This is a genomic window from Candidatus Limimorpha avicola, from assembly GCF_056978975.1.
In genome coordinates this window covers 88,535-114,401 of the sequence record NZ_DBMCYK010000001.1, presented here as the reverse complement: position 1 = coordinate 114,401, position 25,867 = coordinate 88,535, and the positions used below count along the sequence as shown (strand labels likewise).

General features: G+C 41.2%; 21 protein-coding genes and 2 pseudogenes. 5 read left to right on the top strand and 18 right to left on the bottom strand.

Translation table 11 applies throughout. The features are described from left to right. Positions 1-28: 28 nt before the first annotated feature. The 5 genes from ACZOVS_RS00440 to tgt all read right to left on the bottom strand — a co-directional run bounded on the left by ACZOVS_RS00440 (position 29) and on the right by tgt (position 5,320). Complete coding sequence (locus ACZOVS_RS00440; protein ID WP_483995265.1) at positions 29-1,240, bottom strand: HU domain-containing protein; 1,212 nt, start codon at positions 1,238-1,240, stop codon at positions 29-31. 323 nt (positions 1,241-1,563) lie between these two features. After that, a complete protein-coding gene (gene kdsB / locus ACZOVS_RS00435; protein WP_483995264.1) occupies positions 1,564-2,301 on the bottom strand; it encodes a 3-deoxy-manno-octulosonate cytidylyltransferase in 738 nt (245 codons plus the stop codon). 14 nt (positions 2,302-2,315) lie between these two features. Beyond that, positions 2,316-2,930, bottom strand: a complete 615-nt coding sequence (locus tag ACZOVS_RS00430; RefSeq protein ID WP_483995263.1) for a deoxynucleoside kinase — start codon at positions 2,928-2,930, stop codon at positions 2,316-2,318. Positions 2,931-3,057: 127 nt separating this feature from the next. Next, on the bottom strand, positions 3,058-4,131 hold the full coding sequence (locus tag ACZOVS_RS00425) for an LptF/LptG family permease (RefSeq protein WP_483995262.1): 1,074 nt from the start codon (positions 4,129-4,131) through the stop codon (positions 3,058-3,060). 55 nt (positions 4,132-4,186) lie between these two features. After that, entirely contained in the window at positions 4,187-5,320 is a 1,134-nt protein-coding gene (gene tgt / locus ACZOVS_RS00420) for a tRNA guanosine(34) transglycosylase Tgt (protein ID WP_483995261.1), read from the bottom strand. Between the two features lie 83 nt (positions 5,321-5,403). Between tgt and ACZOVS_RS00415 the strand changes: the two genes are divergently transcribed. The 4 genes from ACZOVS_RS00415 to ACZOVS_RS00400 all read left to right on the top strand — a co-directional run bounded on the left by ACZOVS_RS00415 (position 5,404) and on the right by ACZOVS_RS00400 (position 9,968). Then, positions 5,404-6,576 carry a glycosyltransferase gene (locus ACZOVS_RS00415; protein WP_483995260.1) on the top strand — a complete coding sequence of 391 codons (1,173 nt, stop codon included), beginning with the start codon at positions 5,404-5,406 and terminating at the stop codon, positions 6,574-6,576. Between the two features lie 384 nt (positions 6,577-6,960). After that, on the top strand, positions 6,961-8,967 hold the full coding sequence (locus tag ACZOVS_RS00410) for a urocanate hydratase (RefSeq protein ID WP_483995259.1): 2,007 nt from the start codon (positions 6,961-6,963) through the stop codon (positions 8,965-8,967). Between the two features lie 12 nt (positions 8,968-8,979). Next, positions 8,980-9,141: a hypothetical protein gene (locus tag ACZOVS_RS00405; protein ID WP_483995258.1), complete on the top strand. Its 162-nt coding sequence runs from the start codon at positions 8,980-8,982 to the stop codon at positions 9,139-9,141. A 110-nt stretch (positions 9,142-9,251) separates the two neighbouring features. Beyond that, complete coding sequence (locus ACZOVS_RS00400) at positions 9,252-9,968, top strand: T9SS type A sorting domain-containing protein (protein ID WP_483995257.1); 717 nt, start codon at positions 9,252-9,254, stop codon at positions 9,966-9,968. A 456-nt stretch (positions 9,969-10,424) separates the two neighbouring features. Here ACZOVS_RS00400 and ACZOVS_RS00395 read toward each other — a convergent pair whose 3' ends face one another. The 11 genes and pseudogenes from ACZOVS_RS00395 to ACZOVS_RS00345 all read right to left on the bottom strand — a co-directional run. Further along, entirely contained in the window at positions 10,425-10,811 is a 387-nt protein-coding gene (locus ACZOVS_RS00395; protein WP_483995256.1) for a hypothetical protein, read from the bottom strand. A 16-nt stretch (positions 10,812-10,827) separates the two neighbouring features. Next, positions 10,828-12,002: pseudogene (locus ACZOVS_RS00390) on the bottom strand (PDDEXK nuclease domain-containing protein). 262 nt (positions 12,003-12,264) lie between these two features. Continuing rightward, positions 12,265-12,909, bottom strand: a complete 645-nt coding sequence (locus ACZOVS_RS00385) for a hypothetical protein (protein WP_483995255.1) — start codon at positions 12,907-12,909, stop codon at positions 12,265-12,267. Position 12,910: 1 nt separating this feature from the next. Beyond that, the gene (locus tag ACZOVS_RS00380; protein ID WP_483995254.1) at positions 12,911-14,416 is read right to left on the bottom strand and encodes a hypothetical protein; all 1,506 of its coding nucleotides are present in this window, start codon (positions 14,414-14,416) and stop codon (positions 12,911-12,913) included. A 24-nt stretch (positions 14,417-14,440) separates the two neighbouring features. Beyond that, entirely contained in the window at positions 14,441-15,133 is a 693-nt protein-coding gene (locus tag ACZOVS_RS00375) for a DUF6939 family protein (protein WP_483995253.1), read from the bottom strand. 10 nt (positions 15,134-15,143) lie between these two features. After that, complete coding sequence (locus ACZOVS_RS00370; protein WP_483995252.1) at positions 15,144-17,051, bottom strand: DarT ssDNA thymidine ADP-ribosyltransferase family protein; 1,908 nt, start codon at positions 17,049-17,051, stop codon at positions 15,144-15,146. Positions 17,052-17,356: 305 nt separating this feature from the next. Beyond that, positions 17,357-18,649, bottom strand: a complete 1,293-nt coding sequence (mobV, locus tag ACZOVS_RS00365; protein WP_483995251.1) for a MobV family relaxase — start codon at positions 18,647-18,649, stop codon at positions 17,357-17,359. A 600-nt stretch (positions 18,650-19,249) separates the two neighbouring features. After that, entirely contained in the window at positions 19,250-20,437 is a 1,188-nt protein-coding gene (locus ACZOVS_RS00360; RefSeq protein ID WP_483995250.1) for a primase-helicase family protein, read from the bottom strand. A 345-nt stretch (positions 20,438-20,782) separates the two neighbouring features. Continuing rightward, a complete protein-coding gene (locus ACZOVS_RS00355; RefSeq protein ID WP_195329000.1) occupies positions 20,783-21,154 on the bottom strand; it encodes a virulence RhuM family protein in 372 nt (123 codons plus the stop codon). A gap of 10 nt (positions 21,155-21,164) precedes the next feature. Next, positions 21,165-22,376, bottom strand: coding sequence for a site-specific integrase (locus ACZOVS_RS00350; RefSeq protein WP_483995404.1), 1,212 nt, complete (start codon positions 22,374-22,376; stop codon positions 21,165-21,167). Between the two features lie 576 nt (positions 22,377-22,952). Beyond that, positions 22,953-23,159: pseudogene (locus ACZOVS_RS00345) on the bottom strand (AAA family ATPase); the annotation flags it as partial. A 165-nt stretch (positions 23,160-23,324) separates the two neighbouring features. Here ACZOVS_RS00345 and ACZOVS_RS00340 point away from each other — a divergent pair. Beyond that, complete coding sequence (locus tag ACZOVS_RS00340) at positions 23,325-23,480, top strand: hypothetical protein (protein WP_483995249.1); 156 nt, start codon at positions 23,325-23,327, stop codon at positions 23,478-23,480. 4 nt (positions 23,481-23,484) lie between these two features. Here ACZOVS_RS00340 and ACZOVS_RS00335 read toward each other — a convergent pair whose 3' ends face one another. Both ACZOVS_RS00335 and ACZOVS_RS00330 read right to left on the bottom strand, forming a co-directional pair. Beyond that, the gene (locus ACZOVS_RS00335; RefSeq protein WP_483995248.1) at positions 23,485-24,639 is read right to left on the bottom strand and encodes an ATP-binding protein; all 1,155 of its coding nucleotides are present in this window, start codon (positions 24,637-24,639) and stop codon (positions 23,485-23,487) included. A gap of 180 nt (positions 24,640-24,819) precedes the next feature. Then, the gene (locus tag ACZOVS_RS00330; protein ID WP_483995247.1) at positions 24,820-25,716 is read right to left on the bottom strand and encodes a cation diffusion facilitator family transporter; all 897 of its coding nucleotides are present in this window, start codon (positions 25,714-25,716) and stop codon (positions 24,820-24,822) included. Between the last annotated feature and the right edge of the window lie 151 nt (positions 25,717-25,867).

Below are 25,867 nucleotides of genomic sequence, written 5' to 3'. Positions count from 1 at the left end.
TAATACAAGGATTTATACGACAACAATATCATTTCAAGAACAACAGCCATGCGGTGCTGTCATATTCTGCTCTTATCATTTCCAAAGACACGAGAGCCGGAGTTTTATCCGGGAAAGCGGAATAAGCCACTCTCCAAAAGCCGGTTGAAGTCATATCAAGTATTTCGGCATCTGAAAAAACTTTCTTGTCAATATTTGAAAGACAACGCTCGGCACGTGCCCTTTCCTTAAAGGAACCGGCAATAACAAAATAACGATTGTCTTTCTCGACGACAACAGGTTCCTGTATCTTCTGCATATCCTCTCCATTCGATTTGACGGATTCTGCAGCAGCAACATTATCCGACACATTAACCGGGTCTCCAATATCGGTTGCATCAGTTGCAGTAACGACTTCCGGAGTTTCCTCAACATCTTGTACAACAGTAGTCTCAGGAGTAACTACGACATCATGGACAAGTATTTCAGTTGTAACATCATTGACAGTCTTCGTAACCTCATCCGTATATTTCTGCACCGCATCGTTCAAAGTAACAGTTTTCTCATTTTGAGCATCAAAAGCATTGCAATGATGAGCCAAGAATCTGTTAGGAGAAGAGAATGAAAACAAGTTCCAGCCGGCGAGATTTGAAGACGACTCCTCCACTCCCCAACACAGACAAAACATAAAAGCACAAGCAGCAGCGGCATAGCCTATAGGATGCAACCATCTGAATCTGCCTTTCATGCGACTTTTGTTATTTACACTCTCGAAAGTAAAAATATCGACATTATCTTTACCTTGTTTGGAATCTGCAACATCTATACCGGAAAGGTTCTCAATACGGAACACCGGCAACATAGTGAATGTTGTCAATCCGAAAGCATCACCAAAGAGGTTAACCCTATCATCAATTTTAAACACATAATCGTCATCATTGACAAGACTTAATGTTCCAAGACCTTCCAAATCGATTTTTTTGTCATCCTGCAAAGACCTCGTCATATTCAAGACGAAATTGTGTACTGACAGTCTTGCCTCTTCTTTGGCAATTCCTTGTTTAAGACTAATATAATCCACAAGCAAAGAATCGTCATTTGACAGGAAACGGTTAAACACCATTTCTTTTGACGGAGGTGTAAATCTATGTGTGACGCTGTCGATCTTCGCCGGGACATATTTGGTAATAAAAGCACCGAACTCAGGAATGATTACGCACTCATGATTATACAACAATTCTTGTACACTTCTGATTATCATAGTCTTAAAAAAATTATTTGTTTTATTGTACCGACTGCTAAATTACAACATTATTTTCAATCATCAAAAATTTTCAGAACATTTTGTTTTATGTTTTAAAAAAATTCAAAACCGATAATTTATTCAAAACCGATGAATGAATACATCAAAAGTCATCCTCAAAATTCATTAATGGTCTGAGGATATCAATGTAGGGACATCAAGATCAAGGCCGGATGGGAAACATACCATTATGGTATTTCAAAATATTCTCATCTCAATGAATAATCATTGCCATCAGATAAAAACAAGTTCAACGACTTCATTTAAGAATCTTTAATTCATCAAAAATACTTAAGAACATTTTGCACATCATCGGGAACATCTATTGAATAACTTTCGAACTCCGTGATGCCCATACGTATTTTGAAGCCATTTTCGAGCCAACGCAGTTGTTCGAGCGACTCTGCCATCTCAAGGCCAGATTGCGGCAAGGCTGCTATGGTCTTCAAAACCTCTGTCTTATAAGCATAAATACCAATATGTTTATAAAAAGTCCTTTTTGCGAGCCAGGTATCCATGTCGCCTCCATTTCTCAGGAAAGGTATGGCATATCTACTGAAATACAGAGCATTGCCATCATTATCGAACACCACCTTGACGGCATTTTCCGAGATAAGTTCACGGATATCCACAATAGGTTTACATAATGATGCTATGTCGGCATTGCCGGATATTATCTCAGCCACGAGGTCTATCTGAGAAGGATTGATGAAAGGCTCGTCGCCCTGTATATTGACGACAGCATCATATTGATTGTCATGTTCATTAACAACCTGACAACATCTATCGGTGCCGCTACGGTGCGAGGAAGAAGTCATTACCACCTTGCCGCCGAAACGTTTGACAGCGGTTTCTATTCTTTCATCATCAGTGGCAACAACGACATCAGAGAGCAAAGATGCCTTGCACGACTGTTCATAAACCCTCTGTATCATAGATTTACCTTTGATATCAACGAGCGGTTTTCCCGGGAAACGGGTAGAAGCATAACGTGCCGGTATTATTCCTAAAATCTTCATACCTTGATTATTAATTAACCGAACAATCCGTTCAACGATGAATTGATATTGTCAATAATATGACTAAGGTCATCCGGGTTATCAAGTTCTATGTTATCGCTGTCGATAATAAGCAATTTCCCCAAGTCATAGTTGGCAATCCACTCTTCATAGTATTTGTTGAGAGCCTGAAGATAATCGAGACGTATAGTCTGTTCATAATCTCGGTTACGTTTCTGTATCTGCCTTACCAAGGTAGGCACCGATGCCCGCAGATATATCAGCAAGTCCGGAGGTTGAAGGAACGAGCTCATCAGTTCGAACAAATCCCTGTAGTTTTTAAAATCACGAGTCTCCATCAAACCCATCTCATAAAGATTCGTTGCAAAGATATAAGCATCTTCATATATTGTCCTGTCCTGCACCACTGTATCGCCACTTTTTCTAATATCCTGAACTTGTCTGAAGCGGCTGTTCAAAAAATAAATCTGCAGATTGAAAGACCAACGCTGCATGTCTTCATAAAAACTGTTGAGATACGGATTGTTGTCAACATCCTCAAAATGAGGTCTCCAGCCGAAATGTTTGGACAACAGACGTGTCAATGTCGTCTTACCGGAGCCAATATTACCTGACACTGCTATATGCATACTTTTAATTTTTCTGCTAAAATAATAAAATGTCAAGTATCACGACAAAAAAACTCACAATTTTTTAATCATGAAAGACATAATACAGAGTTTTATATTGCAATAATCTAATTATCAATATATTATATCATTTAGGAGCTTTTATCAAGAAATAAACACCTATGGAAGCAAATATGAGGTTCGGGAGCCAGGCTGCCAAAAAAGGCGATATTGCACCGGAGAGGGCGAAGACCCGTGAAAACTCCATGAATACTATATATGTAAATGTTATGGCGATACCAATGCCGAGGTGCAATCCCATGCCACCCCTCACCTTACGACTCGACAAGGCTGCACCTATGAAAGTCAAGATGATAATGGCAGCCGGAGAAGCAAGACGTTTCTGCATCTCCATCTCATAAGACAAAGTATTGTCAGCACCTTTCATCTTCAAATCGGAGATATAATTTCTCAACTCTATGAGATTCATCTCTTCAAAATCTTCTTTCACTCTATACAAATCTGATGGTTTCAGATTCAGCACAGTATCCATCTCCTTTCCTTTGACAATATACTCCTTGTCTTCCATAACACGTTCCACATAATTGGTAATCTTCCATCTTTCATTGATAGTATCATAAACCAATTTATCGCCTGTCAGTTTATATTTCATCTTCCCTCCATCAAATCTTTCAAGAGAGAACTTGAAACCTGTATGTCTTTTGGTATCATAATTACCCACATAGATATAGACGTCACGTTCTATCTGAACATGGATATTAGCACCCGAACTCTTGGTAAGGTTCTCCATATACTGATTTTTAAACTGCCGTCGCAAAGAATCCGTATGAGGAATCAAGAAATTACCCAGATAAAACGAGCCTACCGCCAACATCAATGAGGCAAGGAAATATGGATAAAGGAATCTTCTGAAACTGATGCCGCTGCTCAAAATGGCGATAATCTCGGTATGTCCCGCCATATTGGATGTGAAAAATATGACTGAAATAAATGTAAAAAGATAGATGAACAGATTGATAAAATAAGGTATGAAAGGGACATAATATTGAAATATAATCTCCCTCACCGAAGCTTTATTCTTGATAAAGTCGCTGACATTCTCCGACAAGTCGAATACTATGACCACGACAATCAGGAGACTGATGGCAAAAAAGAAAGTGCCAATAAACTTCTTGAAAATGTACCAATCGAGTTTCTTCATCCGGCGATGTTCAAAAATCACTGCAAAAATACAAAACTTCCATGAGATATCAAAATCAAGATATTCGATGAGTTATCTTCGGAAGCATCATATCGCGCCATTCTGCAAAATCACCTTCAATGATATGGCGACGAGCCTCAGCGACGAGCCAAACATAAAACCCGAGATTATGAACGGTAGCTATCATAGGACCGAGTATCTCCTTGGAGATGATGAGATGACGAAGATATGCCTTGGAATACTGAGTATCTGCATAGACATGTCCATCCTCGTCAACAGGAGAGAAGTCGTATTTCCATCTTTCATTTTTGATATTTATAATACCTTGTGAAGTAAATATCATGCCATTACGGCCGTTACGGGTAGGCATCACGCAGTCGAACATATCGACGCCGCGCGAGACAGCCTCCAAAAGATTGGCAGGAGTACCCACGCCCATAAGATAACGCGGTTTATCTTCGGGCAACACGCTGTTGACGACTTCTATCATCTCATACATCACCTCTGTAGGTTCACCCACGGCAAGACCGCCTATAGCATTGCCGTCGCAGTTTTTTGATGCGACGAACTCGGCAGATTGTATTCTCAAATCTTTAAAAGTACAACCCTGTACTATGGGAAACAACGACTGTTTATATCCATAAAGCGGTTCCGTGGCACAAAACTGCTGCACACAACGGTCGAGCCAGCGGTGTGTCCTCTCCATGGCTTCCTTGGCATAACCATATTCAGAAGTACCAGGGGCACACTCATCAAAAGCCATCATGATATCGGCACCTATCACCCTTTCTATATCCATGACACGTTCCGGAGTAAACAGATGCTTGGAGCCGTCGATATGAGAACGAAACACCACACCATCTTCTTTCATCTTTCTTATATCGTTTAATGAGAATACCTGAAAGCCGCCGCTGTCGGTAAGTATAGGATGATGCCAGCCGTTGAACTGATGCAACCCGCCGGCAGCCTTTATCACATCCAATCCCGGACGAAGATACAAATGATAAGTGTTGCCTAATATTATCTGAGCCTTGACAGCCTCTTCAAGGTCTCTCACATGTACAGCCTTAACACTTCCTACAGTGCCTACGGGCATAAACACGGGCGTTTTTATCTCACCATGGTCTGTCGTCAGGACAGCAGCTCTGGCGTTACTGCGTGCATCGTTTTTCTCAATGGAAAAGTTCATAAAAAATATTTAAAAAATTTGAGCAAAGATAGTAATTTTTCAAAGATAATCACTACCTTTGCTCAATAAAACAGATTCCTCAGATGGATATTTTTCAGTACTTGAACCGATTGGATTTCATTATTCTTTGTTGCTTTGTCATTGCCTGGCTGATACAAATGGCATATATTTGGGGACTTTTCAGTCGTTTAGCATTCTATAAAAACAAAAACATTGACAGTAAAAAAGGCACTTATGAGCCTGTATCCGTGATAGTGTGTTCAAGAGATTCATACAGCTATTTAAAAGAGTTGGTGCCCACAATATTGTCGCAGGATTATCCGGAATTTGAACTCGTAATAGTCAACGACTGTTCCCAGGATGAGACGAGTGCCTATCTGAAACGCCTTCTCATAGAACACCCGGAAGTCAATGTAGTAACACTCAGTCAAAGTCTCAACTTCTTCAAAGGCAAGAAATTCCCCCTCAGCATGGGCATCAAATCCGCAAAATACGACTTGCTGCTACTCACCGACGCTGACTGCAAACCAAACAACGATCAATGGATAAAAGGTATGATGAGTGCCTACAATAACGATAAAATAGAGATAGTTGTTGGCTATGGCCCATACGCCAAAAGAAAAGGATTGCTGAACAAACTTATACGTTTCGACACCTTATACACCGCCATACAGTATCTCTCCATGGCATTGGCGAAAAAAACCTATATGGGAGTGGGAAGAAACCTTTCTTACAGAAGGACTACTTTCTATAAAAACAAAGGCTTTACCTCTCATTATACAATACCGTCAGGCGATGACGACCTGTTCATAAGTCAAGTAGCAACCAAAAACAATACCAATGTTTTCATAGATCCCAATATCAGAGTGGAATCCCATCCCAAAAGGTCATGGTCAGAATGGATACATCAGAAAAGACGTCATTATTCCACTGCCAACATGTATAAACCTTTTACAAGTTTCGTATTGGGTAACCTACTGTTAAACAGACTGTTTTACTATATATTGTTGCCTTTTCTATTCATATTGCCATCCTCTTGCATCTTCAATGACAACATATTATACTATTATATATTTATTTCATTATTATTGATTATTCATTATACATCAATGGTTATGATTTATGTAAAATCAGCCAAAAATCTCGGTGAGAAAAAACTTTTTCTTGCCTTTTCACCATTTTATGACTTTTTCTTTGTCATATTCACCACATTGCTCGGACTAAGGAACAAGATTTCCAAACCCAAAGGCTGGTAATACACCTTTATCATGTATTTCCATATCAAAAGATATCTTCGTAAAATCATTTTTTTATACTGATTTTATGATTTACAGATAGATATAGAACTTTCATTATCATACGCAAGACAATATGATTTTATCTACATTAATAACAGATAAACATTGTCTTCTTTTCATAAAAAGAGTTTTTCACCTTCAAATAAAAATGTCACCGGACAACAATTTTTTTAACAGAAAAAACATTGACAATACCATTCATATCAAAATCACGGCAGCGTATTTAGCACATAATATTTCATACTTCTTTCTTATTGAAAAAGAAAAAATTTGTTGTAACAATCGACAAAAATGTATAATTTTGCAAACTTATTAATTAGAAATTTATAAAAAAACAGATATATGAATGATTTCCAAAGAGAAATACTTGCCGGTATTCCCGATGTGTTGCCGGAAGTCAAAGAATATGACAAAAGTGTCAATCACGCACCAAAACGCAAAGACATTCTCAGTAAAAAAGAGAAACAATTGGCATTAAAGAACGCCTTACGTTATTTTCCGGAGAAATTTCATGCCGTTTTGGCGCCGGAATTTTTAGATGAATTAGAGACATACGGACGTATTTACATGTATCGTTTTCGTCCGTCCTATCCCATGTATGCCCGTCCCATAGACGAGTATCCGGCGAAGAGCAGACAGGCGGCAGCCATCATGCTGATGATACAGAACAACCTCGACCCTGCCGTTGCTCAACACCCTCATGAGTTGATAATATACGGCGGCAATGGAGCCATCTTCCAGAACTGGGCACAATACCGCCTTGTCATGCAATATCTTGCCACTATGACAGACGAGCAGACTTTGGTGATGTATTCAGGGCATCCTCTCGGGCTGTTCCCTTCGCACAAGGAAGCCCCGCGTGTCGTCGTCACCAACGGCATGATGATACCCAACTATTCCAAACCTGACGACTGGGAGCGTTACAATGCCCTTGGAGTGACACAATACGGACAGATGACTGCCGGGTCTTACATGTACATCGGACCACAAGGCATTGTACACGGCACCACCATAACAGTGCTCAACGCCTCGAGAAAACAAGGAGGCGACACAGCAGGCAAACTGTTCATCACCGCAGGTCTGGGCGGCATGTCAGGCGCTCAACCCAAGGCAGGCAACATAGCCGGACTGGTATCCATCACAGCAGAGATAAATCCTGCTGCAACGCAGAAACGCTACAACCAGGGCTGGGTAGATGAAGTTTATGACAACCTCGACGAGTTGTTTGTCCATGTCAACGAAGCCATAAAGCAGAAGAAAGCCCGTTCCTTCGCCTATCAGGGCAATATAGTGGACCTGTGGGAATATGCAGCTGAAAAGGACATTCATGTTGACCTCGGCTCGGACCAGACCTCGTTGCACAACCCCTTCGCCGGCGGTTATTATCCGGCAGGCTATTCTTTCGAAGAGTCTAAAGTCATGATGGCAGAAGAACCGGAGAGATTCAAGGAAGCTGTATTCGCCTCTTTGAGACGTCATGTGGCAGCCGTCAACAAACTCACTGCCAAAGGAATGTATTTCTTCGACTACGGCAACGCCTTCCTGCTCGAGAGCAGTCGTGCCGGAGCCGATATCATGAAAGAAGACGGCACCTTCCGCTATCCTTCATACGTCCAGGACATCATGGGTCCCATGTATTTCGATTATGGCTTCGGTCCTTTCCGCTGGGTCTGTACCTCCGGCAAACCGGAAGACCTCGCCATCACCGACGACATAGCATGTTCGGTGCTGGAAGACATTGCCAAATCATCACCTGCCGAGATACAGCAGCAGATGCACGACAATATTTTATGGATTAAAGGAGCTCAGGAAAATCATCTCGTCGTCGGCTCACAGGCACGTATCCTGTATGCAGACTGCGAAGGACGTACCAAGATAGCAGCAGAGTTCAACAAGGCTATTGCCGACGGACGTCTCTCCGCCCCTGTAGTGCTCGGACGTGACCATCACGATGTGTCAGGCACCGACTCTCCTTTCCGTGAGACATCCAACATCTATGACGGCTCTGCCTTCACTGCCGACATGGCAATACAAAACGTCATTGGCGACGGCTTCAGAGGTGCCACATGGGTCAGCATACACAACGGCGGCGGCGTAGGCTGGGGCGAAGTGATCAACGGCGGCTTCGGCATGGTGCTCGACGGCTCAAAAGAAGCTGACACAAGACTGCACCGCATGCTGTATTGGGACGTCAACAACGGTATTGCACGCCGTAACTGGGCTCGTAACGAAGGCGCCACATTTGCAATAAAACGCGCCATGGCATCGGAACCTATGCTCAAGGTGACCATTCCCAACATCGCTGACGACAACATGCTTGACGCTCTCATCGAAGAGAAGATAAAATAATAAAATACAATCATGACATTAATTAGTGGGTGCGCCGTTCCATCGGATACAGCGCACCCACATCGTATTTCAATACCTACAACAACATCGACATTAAAGACCCATAATATTAACAATATCACAACATTCTGTCATTGTGAAACACCTCCTCATCTCAACAAATATCCTCATTAAAAATTTTTATGTGTCGATTAATATATTTTTGCACGATATTTGTTGTGGTATCATTAAAAATTATAATTTTGTAACGTTAAAATGATTATAAATTAAAAAACTATTTGCCTATGTTAAAAAAATTATCACTCTTACTTTTTGCCATGATGTTTGTCGGTGCTTTGTCGGCACAGAATCTCATTGTGACACATGAAGGACAGCCTGTAGAAAGCGGCAGTACTTTTGAGGTATCGGCAGAAGGTATGGTTGAAGAACTCAACATTGCCTTTGAAGTTGTTAACGGCACGTCTGAAGCTCTTGCAATAACTTGTGTCAAAGTAGAAGTCTCCACTGTAGAAAACACCTTGAATTATTTCTGTTGGGGACAATGCCTCAGCCCTGAATTATACGAAAGCACCATGAGGATGGAACCCGGTGTACCGGCAGAGTTCAGCGCTCATTACATGCCATTGGAGATGGAAGGCATAACCTCGATGAAGTATATATTTACCGATGCAGCAAATTTAGAAGAATTTGTCATAAACATCAACTTCATCTATCCTAACACCATCTCTGTCACTGATTATTTCAGCAACGAGGTATTCAGCAACGCTTATCCAAGCCCGGCAACAGACAAGGTCTGTTTCGATTATGACTTCCCGACAGATGTGAACAAAGCCATGGTCGTAATTTACAACATGATGGGACAAGAGGTTATCAGAAAAGACATCAACAGCCATTTCGGACAGTTGGTAATAGATGTAAACAACCTCAATGATGGAATCTACTTCTACAGTTTGGTTGTCAACAACAAGACTGTAAAATCCAACAAGATTATCATTCACTGATAATAATCTTTTAATTTTATTTATTTGTCAATTTCAAGCCCTGACTTCACCCAAAAGCAGGGCTTATTTTGTGGATTAATATTTTTTCAAAGGGGAAAAGAAATAAAAAAGGGCATTCTCATCTCTATCATGCAGTTGGAATAAATCACCGAATATCTGGGCACTGTTACCTATGTTGATTTCTTCTATAATAAGATAAACATTTTCATCAGGTTTCCTGTATGCTTGCATATATGCATTAAGAAAAACTGGAGGAATGAATTTATATGTAATTATATCTTCACTTAAATCTCCACCATCATTCAGCCTAACAGTAAGACCACCATTTAAACCATAAAATGGCTTACTTCCTTTAGTTGGCTTATAATCCCCAACAAACGTAGAATAGTCACAATCCGAATGGAATGTAGTTCTAAAAATTTTTCTTTTGAAACTCCGTCTAATTGCTCCTTAATTTTATGAGATTTTCCAGTTCCTGGAGTCCCGTAAAAGATTATTTGATGTAATGAATTTGGTTTGATGTTTTTTTCTTTTTACATCTAACATTTTAGCCATTACCCAAAGTGTAGAAGCATAGCCATATTCAAACTTATCAATATCTGATTGACCGCATAATAATTCACGTGCTTCATTTGCTGTTATATCAGGCTTTTTTTGATACAATTTATAAAATTCTTCCAACAAGTCTTTAGAAATTGTTCTGATTCCAACAGCCTCTTTACTACGTGATATTATTTTATAACACAATCTATCTTGATCAATAATTTCTACTTGACCATTTTCTGATACTTCTCCTGTTTTTAAGTTTTTGTAGCGCATGACAATTCTATTCAAATGGTTCATACAAATTGTATTTTCATCATAGTATTTTTTTCAGTTCATCTATATCGGGTAAAGCGTTGCGTAATCTTTCCGGCATTTCTTCAGATGTGTTATATGTTGCTACTCCCATAGGTTTGTCATAGTCCTGTATTACATATTCCACATATTCTTTATTTGCTTCTTTACATAAAATTATACCAATTGTCGGATTTTCGTGCGGTTTCTTTACGTAGTCATCAAGTATTCGCAGATATGTCATCAATTGTCCAAGGTATCCTGTCTTGAATGCACCTGTTTTTAATTCCACACAAACCATAGAATTCAGTTCTCTGTTAAAGAAAAGCAAGTCAGGGAAATGCTCAACTCCATACACTTCAAGGTGATACTGATTTCCGATAAAAGCAAAATCATGTCCGAAAGTCATAATGAATTTCTTGATGTTCTGTACAATCTTTTGCTCAACCACACGCTCGTCAATGTCTTCAGCATCACGCTCGCCTATTTCCTCCACATTCAGGAAATCAAGAGTATATTCATCTTTGAACATCATTACTGCTTTCCGAGCCTCTTTTGCGTCCAGAATATTTTTAGAAAAGTTATTTGGCAAGATCTCATTATTATATGCATCCCTATCCATTAAACGAACTATTGCATCGACAGACAAATGTTCTATGGCACAACGCCTGATGTAATAATAACGCTCGGACAGAGTTTTGCCTTGCTAAGAATTCTTGAATGATGAGTAAATGGAACAGCTAAAAATTCTATGGCAGGAAAATCCACCGTGTTCGGAATAGACATAGTATGATAAATATCAATTCCTTGTGTTTCAGGAACATCAATTATCGGGTTCGGCACATGATTCAATTCGGTAATTGCGATTACCGAATTATCATTATCAGGCGATAAAGAAACATTGTCAAGCATTGTCCACGCTTCATAGAACAATCTCATCTTTTTAAGATTCTCGGCAGAGAAGCCTCGTAAACCAGGCAGTATTTTTTTGAGGCGACTGCTTATTGCAGCCAGTGCGCCTGTTCCCCATTTCCCTGACCTGGAATTTTCCGACACATATTTGCCTATGCTGAAATATACCGCTAATTGTATTCTGTTTTCGTTCTTCAAGGCTTCATATTGTCCTTGAAGGATTGCGGTCTTTATAACTTCAGCAGCCCGGTTATATTGAACAATTGTTGACTTGTTTTCTTCCATTATATTCCAAATTATTCTATATCCTGCATTTTATGCAAAAATCCGATATATAGATAGGAATAAATTAGAAATAAGCCACTTATGAGCTTTTCTCAAAGAACGAGGTAATGAGTTGGCAACTGTCTCATATTCTGTAATTTGCGGTATATTTCCGCCATACAACTCGTATAGATTGCAAAGTTACACAAAAAAGTGGCAATAGAAAACTTTTGAAGCTAATTTTCAGCAGACACAATAAAGATGCCCTATTGCCACTTTCCAATTATTCTATGATGCCGGGTTTCGGGATTATGTGTATAACAAATCGTTGGTTATCTTTATTCCCTCTAACATCAGGTTGAACTCTAAATTTGCTTGATTGTCCACTTCCTGAGATTAAAACCTCACAATTGCCAAGTGAATCGAACTCAATACCATTACTAGACCAGAATTTAATTAGAGCCAATGCTCTTTCATAGCTAAGCTCATAATTTCTTGTATAATAATCTTTTGACGATTGTCCTTCTATGATAAGCATGTATTGAGCTTCTGGAATTTTGCTTTTTGCACTATTCATAAAACGGACGATTGCCTGACCTGCTTTTAATAACTTCTCAAGTTGTTCTCGCTCTATATCATGGATATTAGAACTATATGTATTAAAAGAGACTTCAATGTCTTTTAATGTATGCCTCTTGAATTGCTCATCGTATGCGAAATACTTATCATCTATTTCTTTAATCGAGTTATTTAGTTCTTCGATTTTTCTGAGCTGTTCCTCTTTTGCATTGACCTCTTTGTCTAATTTGGCATTAATGCCTTTCATTTTAACAACACACACTATAAACAGGACAAGCATAATGAAAAATAGGCTTGTCATGAGGTCAGAATAACTTAACCAAAAAGTATTATTTCTGTTCCTTGACATATTATTTTTCTTCTTTTAAGCTCTTAATAGATTCTGTCATTGTTTCTATGGCCTTAAGAATAGACTTGTTTAACTCTATATTCTCAAGTTGAGCGTTATGATAGTCTGTTCTCAAGTTTAAGATTTCACCTTTCATATCCTTATAGCATTCCGCTTGAACTTGCGTATATTGTACCATTGTATCAAGCACTTCTTTCAGTTTATCAAATGTATCGAAGAACTCTTTGTTGTTTGTGACAAAATTCTGAATGTATTCCGTTGATGCTGTAAGTTGTGCTGACAAACTTTCAGAAACGTGTTTCCCTTCAGACATAAGCAAATCAAATTCCTTTCTCCAAATCTCCCTTGCTTCTGCCCCTGTCGGAAAATGGGTCGTTATTGCTTCTTGAAACTCTCGCTGAAGCTCGGCAGTTTTATTCTGATTACTTATAACAATGGAAAGTCCTGTAGAGAAATTTTCGAATTTACCAATTAAAGTTTGTATTTGATTTATAACTCCTGATGCATTGGATATTGTCGAATTGAGTTGTTCTTGGTATGTACGGAAAACAGCTAATGCATCGGATGAATCTTTTAATTGCATAAAGGTTTCTGCAATTTTATTAGCGGTTCGAGTTAAACTCAGTTTGTTTATTTCCGCTAAGACTAAATGTTGTTTCTCCAAATTGTCGTTTAATAATTCAGCAGAATCGGCATAGGCATCTAAATTCCTACCAAATTTATCTACAAAGTGTCCTAATACTCCCTTTAATGAATTTAGGCTTGAAGCCATACTATTTGATAATAATGGCATCAATTCACGTCTTAGGAAATTCATATAATTTCCTTTACCGTCGTCACATTTGCTTACAGCAGCCTTATATGTTACAGCACTATTATATACGGTAAAACCTAAGCCTAATAAACTTGCACACATAGCTGCAACTATGCCATATAATAAATGTTGTAATCCATTCAAGTTATTTGAGTTGCCAAAAATTTGGTCAAAATCAACACCCAATAATCCTGTAATAATTCCTATAAAAGTGCCTGCAAGTCCTAAATATAGAGGAACATTAAGGCTATTTTGTATTTCATCCTCTAATGTTTCTTTTTGACTGTCACATATGTCTTCTAATACCCCTAAATCAGCACTTGTCCCTGTATTTTTGCACAAGTACTCATTCGTGCGATTGATAATCATTTTAAATCTCTTATTGGAAGACTTACTCCCGTCCTGAAAAACAATAAGTGATAAGTCTGTATAATCCTTGCTTTCATCACCGTTTTCATCATTATGGCGTGGTGGAATGCTTTGCAAAAATTTCTGTAGAAACTCTTTATTCCTTAGTACACTCGGTGTAATAGACGTTTCTTTTAGCGACAGAGTGTCAACATCTTCAAACAAGCTATCAAGCTCTTTAATTTTCCCTTTTGTTTTAAGGAAGCTACGAATTTGAAATATAATAACAGCAGCTACAACGATGACCGCGATAATTAAACCGATGTATTCTTGTATCATTTCCATCTTTACAAATTCTAATTGTTCAACTTATTCTTCAAACAGTTTTTGGCTTTGTGCGCTTTTGCGTTCTTTTGCCCTACGTTTTAGTTCTTTCTTTAGTTCTTTCTCCCTAACTTTCTTTGCATCCATTTCTTCCTGTGTCATTGGCTGGTAATCCTCTATGCCATTGGGATATTTACCGTCAATGTATAATTTTACCAAACCTGCGTGTGACAATGGCTTTGAAATATCTCGAAAGTCTATATTTGTATTATAATCTAATAATACAATATCTTGAATTTTGCTTTGCGCTTTTATTCTTTCTATTACATGATGAACTTCGGGAACGTTATCCAGCACCCATTTATACGTTGGAAGATAGATAAGCATCCTCGCTTCAAAGTATCCCAATAACTCTTTACTATAAGCTCCTTTACTGTGTCCTTTGGGCATTCCATATTTTCGTACTGTCCGTTTTAAATCTCGCATTGTATCATTTTTGAATGTCGCAAAATCCACGCCTGCATTCTCAAAGACTTTTAGTCCTTGCCAGACCGCTTCGACACAGGTAGCCTTTAATCCGTCAGTAAAAGGAATAGGTATATTTCCGTGTGGATAAAACGGGCTCAAGATTTTTGCGTACCGTGTCTCAGAATTAGAGGTAATATCCAGTATTATAGCATTGGGATATTCTTCCTTTATTTTTTCCAATTTTCTTTTTTTACTTTCAATATATATCATAGTAAATATCTTATTTATTTAATTCAAACGTATTAAGAAGTGGAGATAATCCAGAATAAAAAGGACCTATTTCACATAATGGCCTTTTCTTTTGGAATTCTTCTAATTCATGTTGAGGTATTCTATTGTCGCTACAGTCTAACTTTTTTAGATTTAAATTATATAATGGGTAAAGTTTTTCTATATTATTACAAGAGCAATTAAGTTCTTGAATATTAGGGAATTTATCAATAATAAAATCCAAATTTATAATACCATTAAGAATAAACCTCAATGTCTTTACATTTTCCATTATTGGACATCTTGATATGAATTGATTCCAGTTATTACCTTCATAACAGCCATAGCAGGATATATCAAGATATTCTATGTTAGAAAAATTGTCCAATATACCCAAATCCAAATTTGGCGTGTAATCCGCTCCACCCCATGGTGAATAATCAGGTATTACCGTTGAAAGATATTTTATTCGTTGTATTTTTTTTAATTCATATTCTGTCATTTGATATGCAAGATTATACCACGGTTCTTCATCAATATTATTTGTATCGTAATTTCTGTTTATAATTTTACTTTCTTCTTCATTAAACCAGCTAAAAATATTACATTTTAAAACGGTTTTCCATTCTTTTGATAGAGAGTTCCATGTATCATGAAAATCTGTTTTGTTTTTAACTTCATCTTTGAGATTTACTATAAATCTTAATGGAATAAAAGTCTTTACCATGACTTCAGCTTGATGCGGCTTGAAATCAACATCGTCTTTACGGACATAATTCCTTTTAGTTGCATTAAAATTGACTCTTTTCAAATCATCTAATTCTCCTCCGTGAGTATGAAGTTTATCTGCTGCATTGATATCGGAAAACAGTGTACCTTTTAGTAAAGCTACATCAGTTTTAATTTTTAGGACGACTATATCACTTCCAGATTGCTGCAAACGATAAGCCATAGGATGGTCATTACAAAAGCTCAAACGCACATAATCTTCTAATCCATACCTTAGGTCCAAGTTTCTCCCGAACCCTATTCCTCCTGGGCTTGGGATTGTTATGCCATGAGTATCACAATATTGCCAAGAAAATAAACCTCCATGCCGTTTAATGGATGGAATATTTCGTCTATCCGTAAAATGGTATAGGTATCGAATACCATTGTTGTCCAATATTTGTTTGAAATCAGACCAATTTTCTTTTCGCTCAGTAGATAGGACCTCTAATCGTTCCTTTTCTGCTAATTCTGCCTGTTCTTTTTTTCTGGCTTCTTCGGCAAGTCTATTTGCTTCCTGTTGTTTCCGAATTCGTTCTTCTGCTATTCTTTTTTCATTCTCAACCCTTTCCTTTTCTTCTCTTTCTCTTTTCTTGCGTTCTTCTTCCTCTTTGCGTTTTTGTTCTTCAGCTAACTTAACAAGTCTTTCATGTTCTAATTCTCTTTCTAATTCAGATAAAGACTTTTGTATATCCGTGTATCGTTTTCTTAGAACCGAATCTTTTATACGCACTATTTCATGCGTAATTTCATCCATTATTTGCTTTGCCTCTTGGAACTTTCGCTGAGCAATAAGGGTTTCAAGTTTATCTAATAATGATTTTGTTCTTTCCTCTCGTACTTTTAATTCATGTGCCTCTTTCCTTAATCTTTCATCTTTTAAAGTTTGGAGAGAAGGTATATTTTCAAATTTACGCGGAGAAAAGACGCGAGTTTGTAATTCATCTTTTGGGGAAGGAATATTTAAAGAATACCAATCAGTTGGTGATTGTTTAAGTTTGTCCCTATTTTGCTTAACATGTTCTTTCCTTTTGTCAAGTTCATCACAAAGCGACTTGGGTACAGATGGCTTGGGTTCACCATTTACAGGAATTTCAGTTGGTGAACTGTCATATAATCCAAATAGTTTTTTAAGCCATTTAAAAATCATACCATATACCTTTTAACACGAAGCGTGAACTGTATGCCACACTCTTACTTGAAGGTCGTAGGAAACCATAGATGCAGATGTAACAATAGCAGCCCACGCTATAGCGTGAGAACCACTATGCTATCCTTGCATCTAATTTGAAAATTTCCTACGTTTTCAAGTACAAGATAAGCATAACGCTTCTTCTTTTTTCGTATGTCTTGGAAAGAGTTGCCTCAATCCGATTACAAAGATAGAGAATTTTCCCGACAATCCCCTATCTTCTAATGTTTTTATTTGCTTTTGGAGTGCTTTTTGAGTATATCCTATATTTTCAGCCCTTTATCCTGCCTTATGGGTGCAATCCCCAAACCGTTTCTCCATTCACATGCTTTCTGTCTGAACCATTGCACAAGCGGAATGTCATTCACGCATATATGGTAATGCCCTTTCCTGTCCTTGTCCTCTTCAAACGAGAAAGCTGCATTTTCGTCACGGAACTTTCGGTTGAACTCAGGAGAATAGAAATCACCTTTCAACCTTACTTTCTTCAATTTGCACAACTCTTGGATTACCCTTTCAGAGAAATTCAAGGTGTTTCGGCAGAAGTCAATCAACGGCAACAGCTTCTCTACGTAAGGAAAGTATCGCTGTATCTTGTCCATATACCCACTGAACTTGGTGCGTTCTTCTCTATGTTCACATTCCATTGCCTTGATATGCTGTATCAATTCTTCATTCTGACTTTCAAGCACAGATATACGTTGCTGTAATCCTTCCCTTTCCTCTTTCAACTTATTGCTGCCCAAAAGAGAACCGACCCTTGCCATGAGTGCTGTTTTCGCTTCGGTCTTGGCGGCTTCCAGCTTCTCCGACTTGATTTTCTTCCGCACTTCGTCAAGCTTACATTCCGCTTGCCGCTGTTCGGTCTGCAACTGCCGCACGTTGGCTTCAAGCTCTCCCGTCTGCCGTTTCAGGTCACGGTAGTATTGGGCGGTGGTGGTGTGCCGTGCCTCTGAACCTCGTACGCCACGCTGCAAGCCGTATTTCGCCATCGCTGCGGCATAGCTGTCATGATAGGCAGTCATTCTTTCACGTGTCAGCAGGTCATCGGCGCACAGGCGCACGGTGTTGGCTTTCTTGCGGTAGGTGCGCTTGCCCTCCGCCTGCTTCTTCCTTGCTTTCCTGCGCTCGCCCGTTACTATCGGCACGACCGTGGCGTGGATGTGCGGTGTGTGCTCGTCCATGTGCAGCACTGCCGATACGGTGTTCTCCTTTCCGAACGTACGGTGCAGCCATTGCAGGTTGTCGTCGCACCATTCGTTTAGCCTGTCCTCGTCCTGCACTCTTATCATGTCCTCGTGCGTGCCCGAAAGCACGATGCGGATTGCCCGCACTTGGTCGGGGGTTATCTTCCGCCTGATGCCTGCCGTGCGGATACGGTGGCTTATCGCCTCTGTGCGGTCTGCCACACCGTCGGGGAACTCCACCAGCTCACGGTTGAGGTGGGTGCGTGCCGGGTCGGCGTTCTTGGGCATGGTCTTGCGTTCGATGTGGTCGGATGCGCCCGTGTCAGCCGACCCTTTCGCCTTGTTGATTTGGATGCTTATGTATCCCATGTTCGTTTCTTGTTTTTTAGGTTCTACAAACTTGTTTGTCGGTGTCCGTCCGCCTGCGGTCGTGCCGCACGGGGCAAACGGGGGTGTCCAGAGGGGTGTAACCCCGTTGGCTCATTGGGGTGTTTTTAGCATGAGCGGAGTGGTGCGTGAAGAAAACGCCCTAATGAGCTATGGCTTTTTGTTCCCCAAAAGCCTGCGGCGGTGTCGGCGGTGATGTTGGCGGATATTGGTCACCCTTTTCTTTTCGCCAGCGACATCGGCTTTCCCTTGTCGGTCGGCAGGACGGAAGTCCGTCCGACCAGCCTGCGGATGGCGGCGTTTACTCCTGCCATATCCCTAGCGGACTTGTTGAGGGGTAAAAAAGCGTTGAACTGTTGAATTTGACACATAACAACTTGATATATTGCAAAATACACTCTAAACAATCTCTCAACAAAAGCGTGCCGCCCAACAAACGGATGCGAAAAGAAAAGGCAAGGCTGATGGTGTGTACCGTTGCTTTTTTTTCATCAGCCGTTGTATGTTGTTGGCGGTCTGTTGAGGTTGCATATTCTTATATACCAATACTTTATTACCCTTATTCAACAATTCAACAGAATATCAAAGCCTTTCCAGCAGTTCTTTCGTAACGGTATAATACCTGCCCACGCTTCTTCGGGTCTGGTAACGGTCATTGCCGCCGTATTGGTAGGCGGTATAGGTAAGACCGTTGGGCGCGGGTGTCAGCTTCCAGCACTCTTGCACTACTTTCCGCACCTGCGACTTCTCCACCTTGACTTGCGAGCAGACGAGCAACGGGATGATGTCATTGAGGCAAAAAGAAACAGACTCCACATTCATGTTTGCCATGATGTCGAGCAGTAGTTCCGCCATCTCAATCTCCAAGCGGTTGCGGTTGCTTCGGATTATCTTCCGCAGGGCTTCCGTCTCCAGCAGCTTCGGGTTGAACCACATGCGGCTTTCCTTCCTGGTGGACAGCCGTCTGTGTTGCAGGAAATGGAGAAATGCGGGTATCTCCGTTTTCAGCTTTTGCAGGAAATCGGTATCGTCACTCTGTAACGGCACAATCTTCCGTACCCAATAGCGTGTTTCCCCTGCGTCAATGATGACGGGCAGGTGTTCGTTGTTGGAGCAAAGCACGAACTTAGCGAAGAAGCCTATCTCGTCACGGTCTTTGCCTTTCGCCTCCACCTTGTAGGAAAGCGTGGTGCTGAGGTTTTTCAGCCGCTCGCTGTCCTCACGGCGGTTGAGCAGCACCTCGTCCACCATGATGAGCAGCTTGCCTGCCCAGTCAGAGTTGAACTGGCTGCGGAAGTCCTCGTTGGTGTTGAACGTCACGTTGTTTTGGAAAATGGCTTTCAGGAAGTTCAGGAACGTGCTTTTTCCCGTGTTCCTCTCTTCGGACACGAGCAGGAGGATGGGCAGCTTTTGAATAGGGTAAAGATACAGCAGTTGCAGGTAGTCCATGCCCAACCCGTACTGTTCGCCGAAGATGTGTTCCACCAACGAGCGGATGCAGGGGAAATCCCCCTCCTGCGGTCGGTGGCTTATCGGCTCATAGAGGTTGAGGAACTTGCCGACCACGGGCTTGTAGCCCACATGGTCAGGTACGGTGCAGAAGCCGTCATACTTGGGGATGCCCGCCATGTAGTCCTTGCCGTAGTCCTGCCGCAAGGTCTCGGAGTTCCATACGATGCGTTTCCTCACATAGCCGCCGTCAATTCGGGGCTGGTCCACAATCTTGTAGAGCGTGGTGCCTACACGGATGAATTCTTCTTTTTCTGTCATTAGGCTTACTTGGTTTTAGTGCCGCCGACACCTTGTCGGCAAGCGGATTGAACAAGGTTGCAAAGCTACGGCAGGACGGTTAAAACATTGATACGTAAAACGATGCAGAACGGCGCAAAAGAAACTGACGGATAAGAAAATGCAGCAGGATGGGCAATGTTAGTCTTAAAATGGCGAAAAGAAAAAGCCCGAAGAAGCAAAACCGCACTTCTTCGGGCAAATGGGTTGCCGCAGATATTCGTTGGTAAAGGGATATGCTGGTTTATAGGTTTACTGATGTCATTATGACACCACATCAGGTTAAACCGCTCGTAAACAGGCTGTAAAGTTCACAAAGTGCACAATCTAACATCCGCATGAGGATTTGCTGCCCATTGAAACCAACAAGATTTGCCTTTCTTTTCGCAAGCATAGCCTTTCCAGCAGAGCATTGCGTACACTTGACGCACTCGGTGTATCAATTCGGAAAGCAAGTGCCACGACCATTGGCAAGGAATACGCTTCCGAATAATAGCCGTTGGGCAACTTGATGCGCCTTTCCACCTCATATGGCTCCAACACTTCGCTCTTGTACACGGCTCGTATGGCGGCACGGAGTGTCGGAACGATTACATCGAAAAGTTCCATCAATTCCATTTCGCTCATCCATATATTGGCGGTATCGGACGGTACGGCAACCCTGCCGTACTTGTCCATAGTGATTGTTGTCCGTTCCATAGGCGGTATGTTATATGGTGAAATGTCCGCTTACCTTGCTCTCGAAAGCGGATATGTCATTTTCGAGTTTCTTGTTCGTCACCTTCGCGTAAATCTGCGTAGTGGTAATATTTGTATGCCCTAAAATCTTGCTCACGCTCTCTATCGGCATACCGTAATTGAGAGCCAAGACAGCGAATGAATGGCGGCTTAGGTGGAATGAAATCGGCTTTTCGATCCCGCATTTCTTCGCCACAGCCTTGATGCGCTTGTTCACCATGTCAAGCGAGCCGATGTTGAACAGCCGCTTGTCTTTCCTGAACGGCTCGTAACGCTTGATAATCTGCATCGGGATGTCCATCAGCTTGATTTGGAACGGTACGCCCGTCTTCTGTCGTTTCGACACAATCCACGAAGTAGCGTTCATTTCAACGATGTTGTCGGTGGTCAGGTTCTTGATATCCGTGAACGAGATGCCCGTCCAACAACCGAACAGGAACAGGTCTCTTGCCAATGCAAAGTTGGGATTGTCCAGCTTGATTGCACCCAATGCCCGCATCTCGTCCTCCGTGAGAAAGCCACGCTCCTTATGGTCGGGGTCAACGTGGTACATCGCAAACGGGTTTCTTGGTATCTTGCCGTTGTAATGCGCGGTGGTGACGATGTGTTTCAACGGTATGGAGTATATCCACACGGACGATTGCGCCAGCCCGACCTCGTTTCGCAGGTACAGGCAGTAATCACGGATGAAGTCCTCCGTCAGTTCGTTCATCGCCATGTCCGTCCGTTTGTAGTGCTTCTTTATGAACTCCGCCACGTATTTGCGGACGGTCAGGTACTTTTGGTACGTGCGTTTGGAACGGTCCTTGCCCACCCGTTTGGCGAACGCCTCGTTCTCCTTGTCAAAAGCACGCAACAATGTTTCGTACTCCGTGCCGATGCCTTGATAGGCATTGCGCACCATCTCAGCCGTGACAAACGCCTCACGGTCGGAAAGCCGCTGGTAGTGCTTCGTTATCTGCGCCTTGATGTTGTCAAGGGCGTAGTTTACCGCCACCGCCTCACGGCTTTTGCCTTTCGCCCTGTTGCCTTTGGCATCCCAAAGTTCCTTCGAGATGCGCTGCTTGCAACTGAACTGTGCGATAGTCCCGTTGATTGTAACCCGTCCCATGATAGGGACAATTCCGTTCTTTTCCTTGCTTCCGTTTACATAGAAGACTGTCTTGAAAGTGCTCCGCATAATCATTCTTTTTGTTTGGTGCAAAATTAGTTTATGGGAGTTGCAAAGGCAGAATGTAAACCTACGCAGAACGCAGAAATAGAGCCTGTTAGCGTTAAATGTGCATTTTGTGTCGGGTAATGGTTTGGAAGTGCATCTGCTGCTGCAATCTTCCTAAATCCGTTTTCCCGACCTTATGCCGTTCTGTGCCACTCGAAGCCAAACTCTCTGACCGTCAGTGAGAATACTCAAATTCGCTTATTTTTGCTCTTTATCCTATTCTTTTATGGGAAAACTACTGTGTCTATTCATACGGTTTATATAAGTCCTTCAAATCATTGTTGCACCCTTGAAATTTCAATCAATTGCGGGGCACCAGGCTGTGTAGCATTAGTACACCACCGGCTTATTGTCATCTTCAATACCCCAAACTGTTCGGTAAAATATGTATTTGTGACCATCTTCTCAGCCTATATAACTCGAATGGATTTATATACTCCTTCTTTTTTCTTAAAAAAATCAACTTTACATTCGTGTACAAATTTACACATTAATTTTTAGGCAAACAAGAAAAACAACTATAGCTATATTTTTTTATATTTTATCCGGATAAGTTGACAGAAATCCCCGCGGATCGTCTGTTGCAAATAAACGTATATCAGGATCCTCTAATGAAACATATTTGTAGTCGGGAAACAAATATCGCAATAATGTTGATTTACCGGATTGTCTGGGACCTGTTAATGTTACAATCGGATATTTTTGTATCAACTCTGTAAGTTTCGTTTGTAACAATTTATGAATCAGAGTTTTTTTATTTTATTGCAAATTTACGATTAAAAACTAAATTTGCAAACATTGCGGATGTTTTCTTGATTCTTCATGAATTATGGAATCGTTATTTGTTGATAATTAACGATTTATGAAAGCCGGTTTTTGATGTGAAAAATGAGTGTTGCTTAGAGTTGTGTCTTGTCTCCCATTTTTTCAGCAACAGCCTTTGTCGCAGCAGTCCGTGCCGGTGAGTTCGCATTCTATGGTGCTGTGCTGTATGCCTTTTTCGGCAAGAGAGTGTTTCAGTTAGTGGCACGGCAAAAACGCTCTCCTTCAGCATATTCCATGTTATGATGCATTAGATAATCAAATCAGACCATTTTATGAGTCCTCCTGAGGAAGTTTGCATGTTTTTGTCTCCATTATAGATGGCATAACATTGGTCTGAACTTGCGCCAGACAGTTTCGCCCACTTGGATATTCCCTTAAAAAAATCGGGTGAGAAAGTTGCGCCGGATTTTATCTCATAAGCATATTGTTTCCCGTTAACATATTGCAGCAGGTCCACCTCGTTTCCTGTGCTGTCACGCCAGAATGTCAGGGATGGTTCTTCGCCCCTGTTATACGAGGATTTGATAAATTCGTTGATTACCATGTTTTCGAACAATCCTCCTCGCAGGAAATGGGTTGATACTTGCTCAGGTGTCCGTATGTCCAAGAGTGAACAGGCCAGTCCGGTATCATAGAAATAGAGTTTGGGCGTTTTTACCAGCCGTTTCGCGTAATTGTTGTAATCTGGTTTTAGCAGATAGCATAGGTAGCTTGCCTCTAAAACGGAAATCCATGCGGAAATAGTTGAAACCGCTACGCCACATTCGTTAGCTAAAGAAGACAAGTTTAGCAATTGTCCGATACGTCCGGCGCAGAGTTTTATGAAGCGGATGAATTTGCTTAGATCTCCAATATTTTTCATTAAGCGCACGTCACGCTCGACGTAGGTTTGCACGTAAAACGGATAATAGTCTGATGGAGCAATATTTTTGTCGTAGAGGCGAGGGTAATTCCCTTTGAATATTTCTTCATCAATGGAACACGGAAGAATATCACCTTTTTTCATTTCCGTATGGGAAAAGGGCAATAATTTCAGAATGGCGGTTCTACCGGCCAAAGACTGGTTTATGTTCTCCATTAGCAAAAAGTTATGGGAGCCCGCAAGCAAATACATTCCTTCTTTCCCGGCTTTATCGGTGTGTGTTTGAATATAGGAAAACAGGGTTGGAACTCTTTGTGCTTCATCTATGATGGTTTTATCCGGATATGTTGACAGAAATCCCCGAGGATCATCAGTAGCAAACAAACGTATATCAGGATCCTCAAGTGAAACATATTTGTAGTCGGGAAACGAATATCGCAATAATGTCGATTTACCGGATTGTCTGGGACCTGTCAAGGTTACAATCGGATATTTTTGTATCAACTCTGAAAGTTTCGTTTGCAATAACCTCTGAATCATAGCCTTTTTTATTTTCTTGCAAATTTACAATTAAAAACTAAATTTGCAAACATTGCGGATGTTTTTTTGATTCTTCATGAATTATAGAATAGTTATTTGTTGATAATTAACAATTTATGAAAACTGGTTTTGATATAAAAAATGAGTGGTGCTTAGAGTTGTGTCTTGTCTCTCACTTTTTCAGCAACAGCCTTTGTCGCAGCAGTCCGTGCCGGCAAGTTCGCATTCTATGGTGCTGTGCTGTATGCCTTTTTCGGCAAACGCATGTTTCAGTTCATGTTTGATGTGTTCCATTTTTCCGACATCTTCTATTACGATATGCACCGTGGCGGCATTCTCCGTTGTGCTGACCGCCCACACGTGCAGATGATGCCAACATTTCACGCCTTCCGTCCGGCTGATACATTGTTCCACTTCATCCATGTTGATGCTGGCAGGCACGGCATCGAGCGACATGAAAATACTCTCTTTCAGCAAATTCCATGTTGACACCAAAATAATAATGGCAATGACAATACTGACAAGCGTATCGACAAGTACGAAACCGGTGAAGATGATAATGATGCCGGAAATAACCACGCCGACAGACACGAGAGTGTCCATTGCCATGTGCAGGAATGCGCCACGCACGTTCAGGTCGTGTTTACGGTTTTTCATCAGCAGCCATGTTGTCAAGCCGTTAATCAGAATGCCGACGCCGGCAGTCCAAGATACGGCTGCTCCGGAGACAGGTTCCGGATGTCGCAGCTTGTACACGCTTTCGGTGATAATAGCACCTACGGCTATCAACAGTATGATGGCATTCGTCAATGAGGCGAGCACCGTGATTTTCTTGTATCCGTATGTAAAATGACGGTTGCCCTGCCGGCGAGACATGCGGAACGCAAACAATGCCAGCAACAGGCTGAACACGTCGCTCAGGTTGTGGCCGGCATCGGAAAGCAGGCCCAATGAGTTGTAAACGAATCCGACAACTGCTTCCGTAATGACAAAAAGCAGATTCAGCACAATGCTGATAATGAAAATATTATTCAGTGAGCCGGTTATTTCATGATGCTCGTGATGATGGTGTTCCATGACAGGTTTATTTTAGCGTGTATCGTTTTCCGTTGCAAAGATAAGGTTTGTTTGCCGGATTTGTTTCCAGAATGGGAAAAATCCTTGTTTTGGGGCTACATAAAACGCCATTCCCCGTTTCCTCGGTTGCGGAAACGGGGCTGTTGGCTTT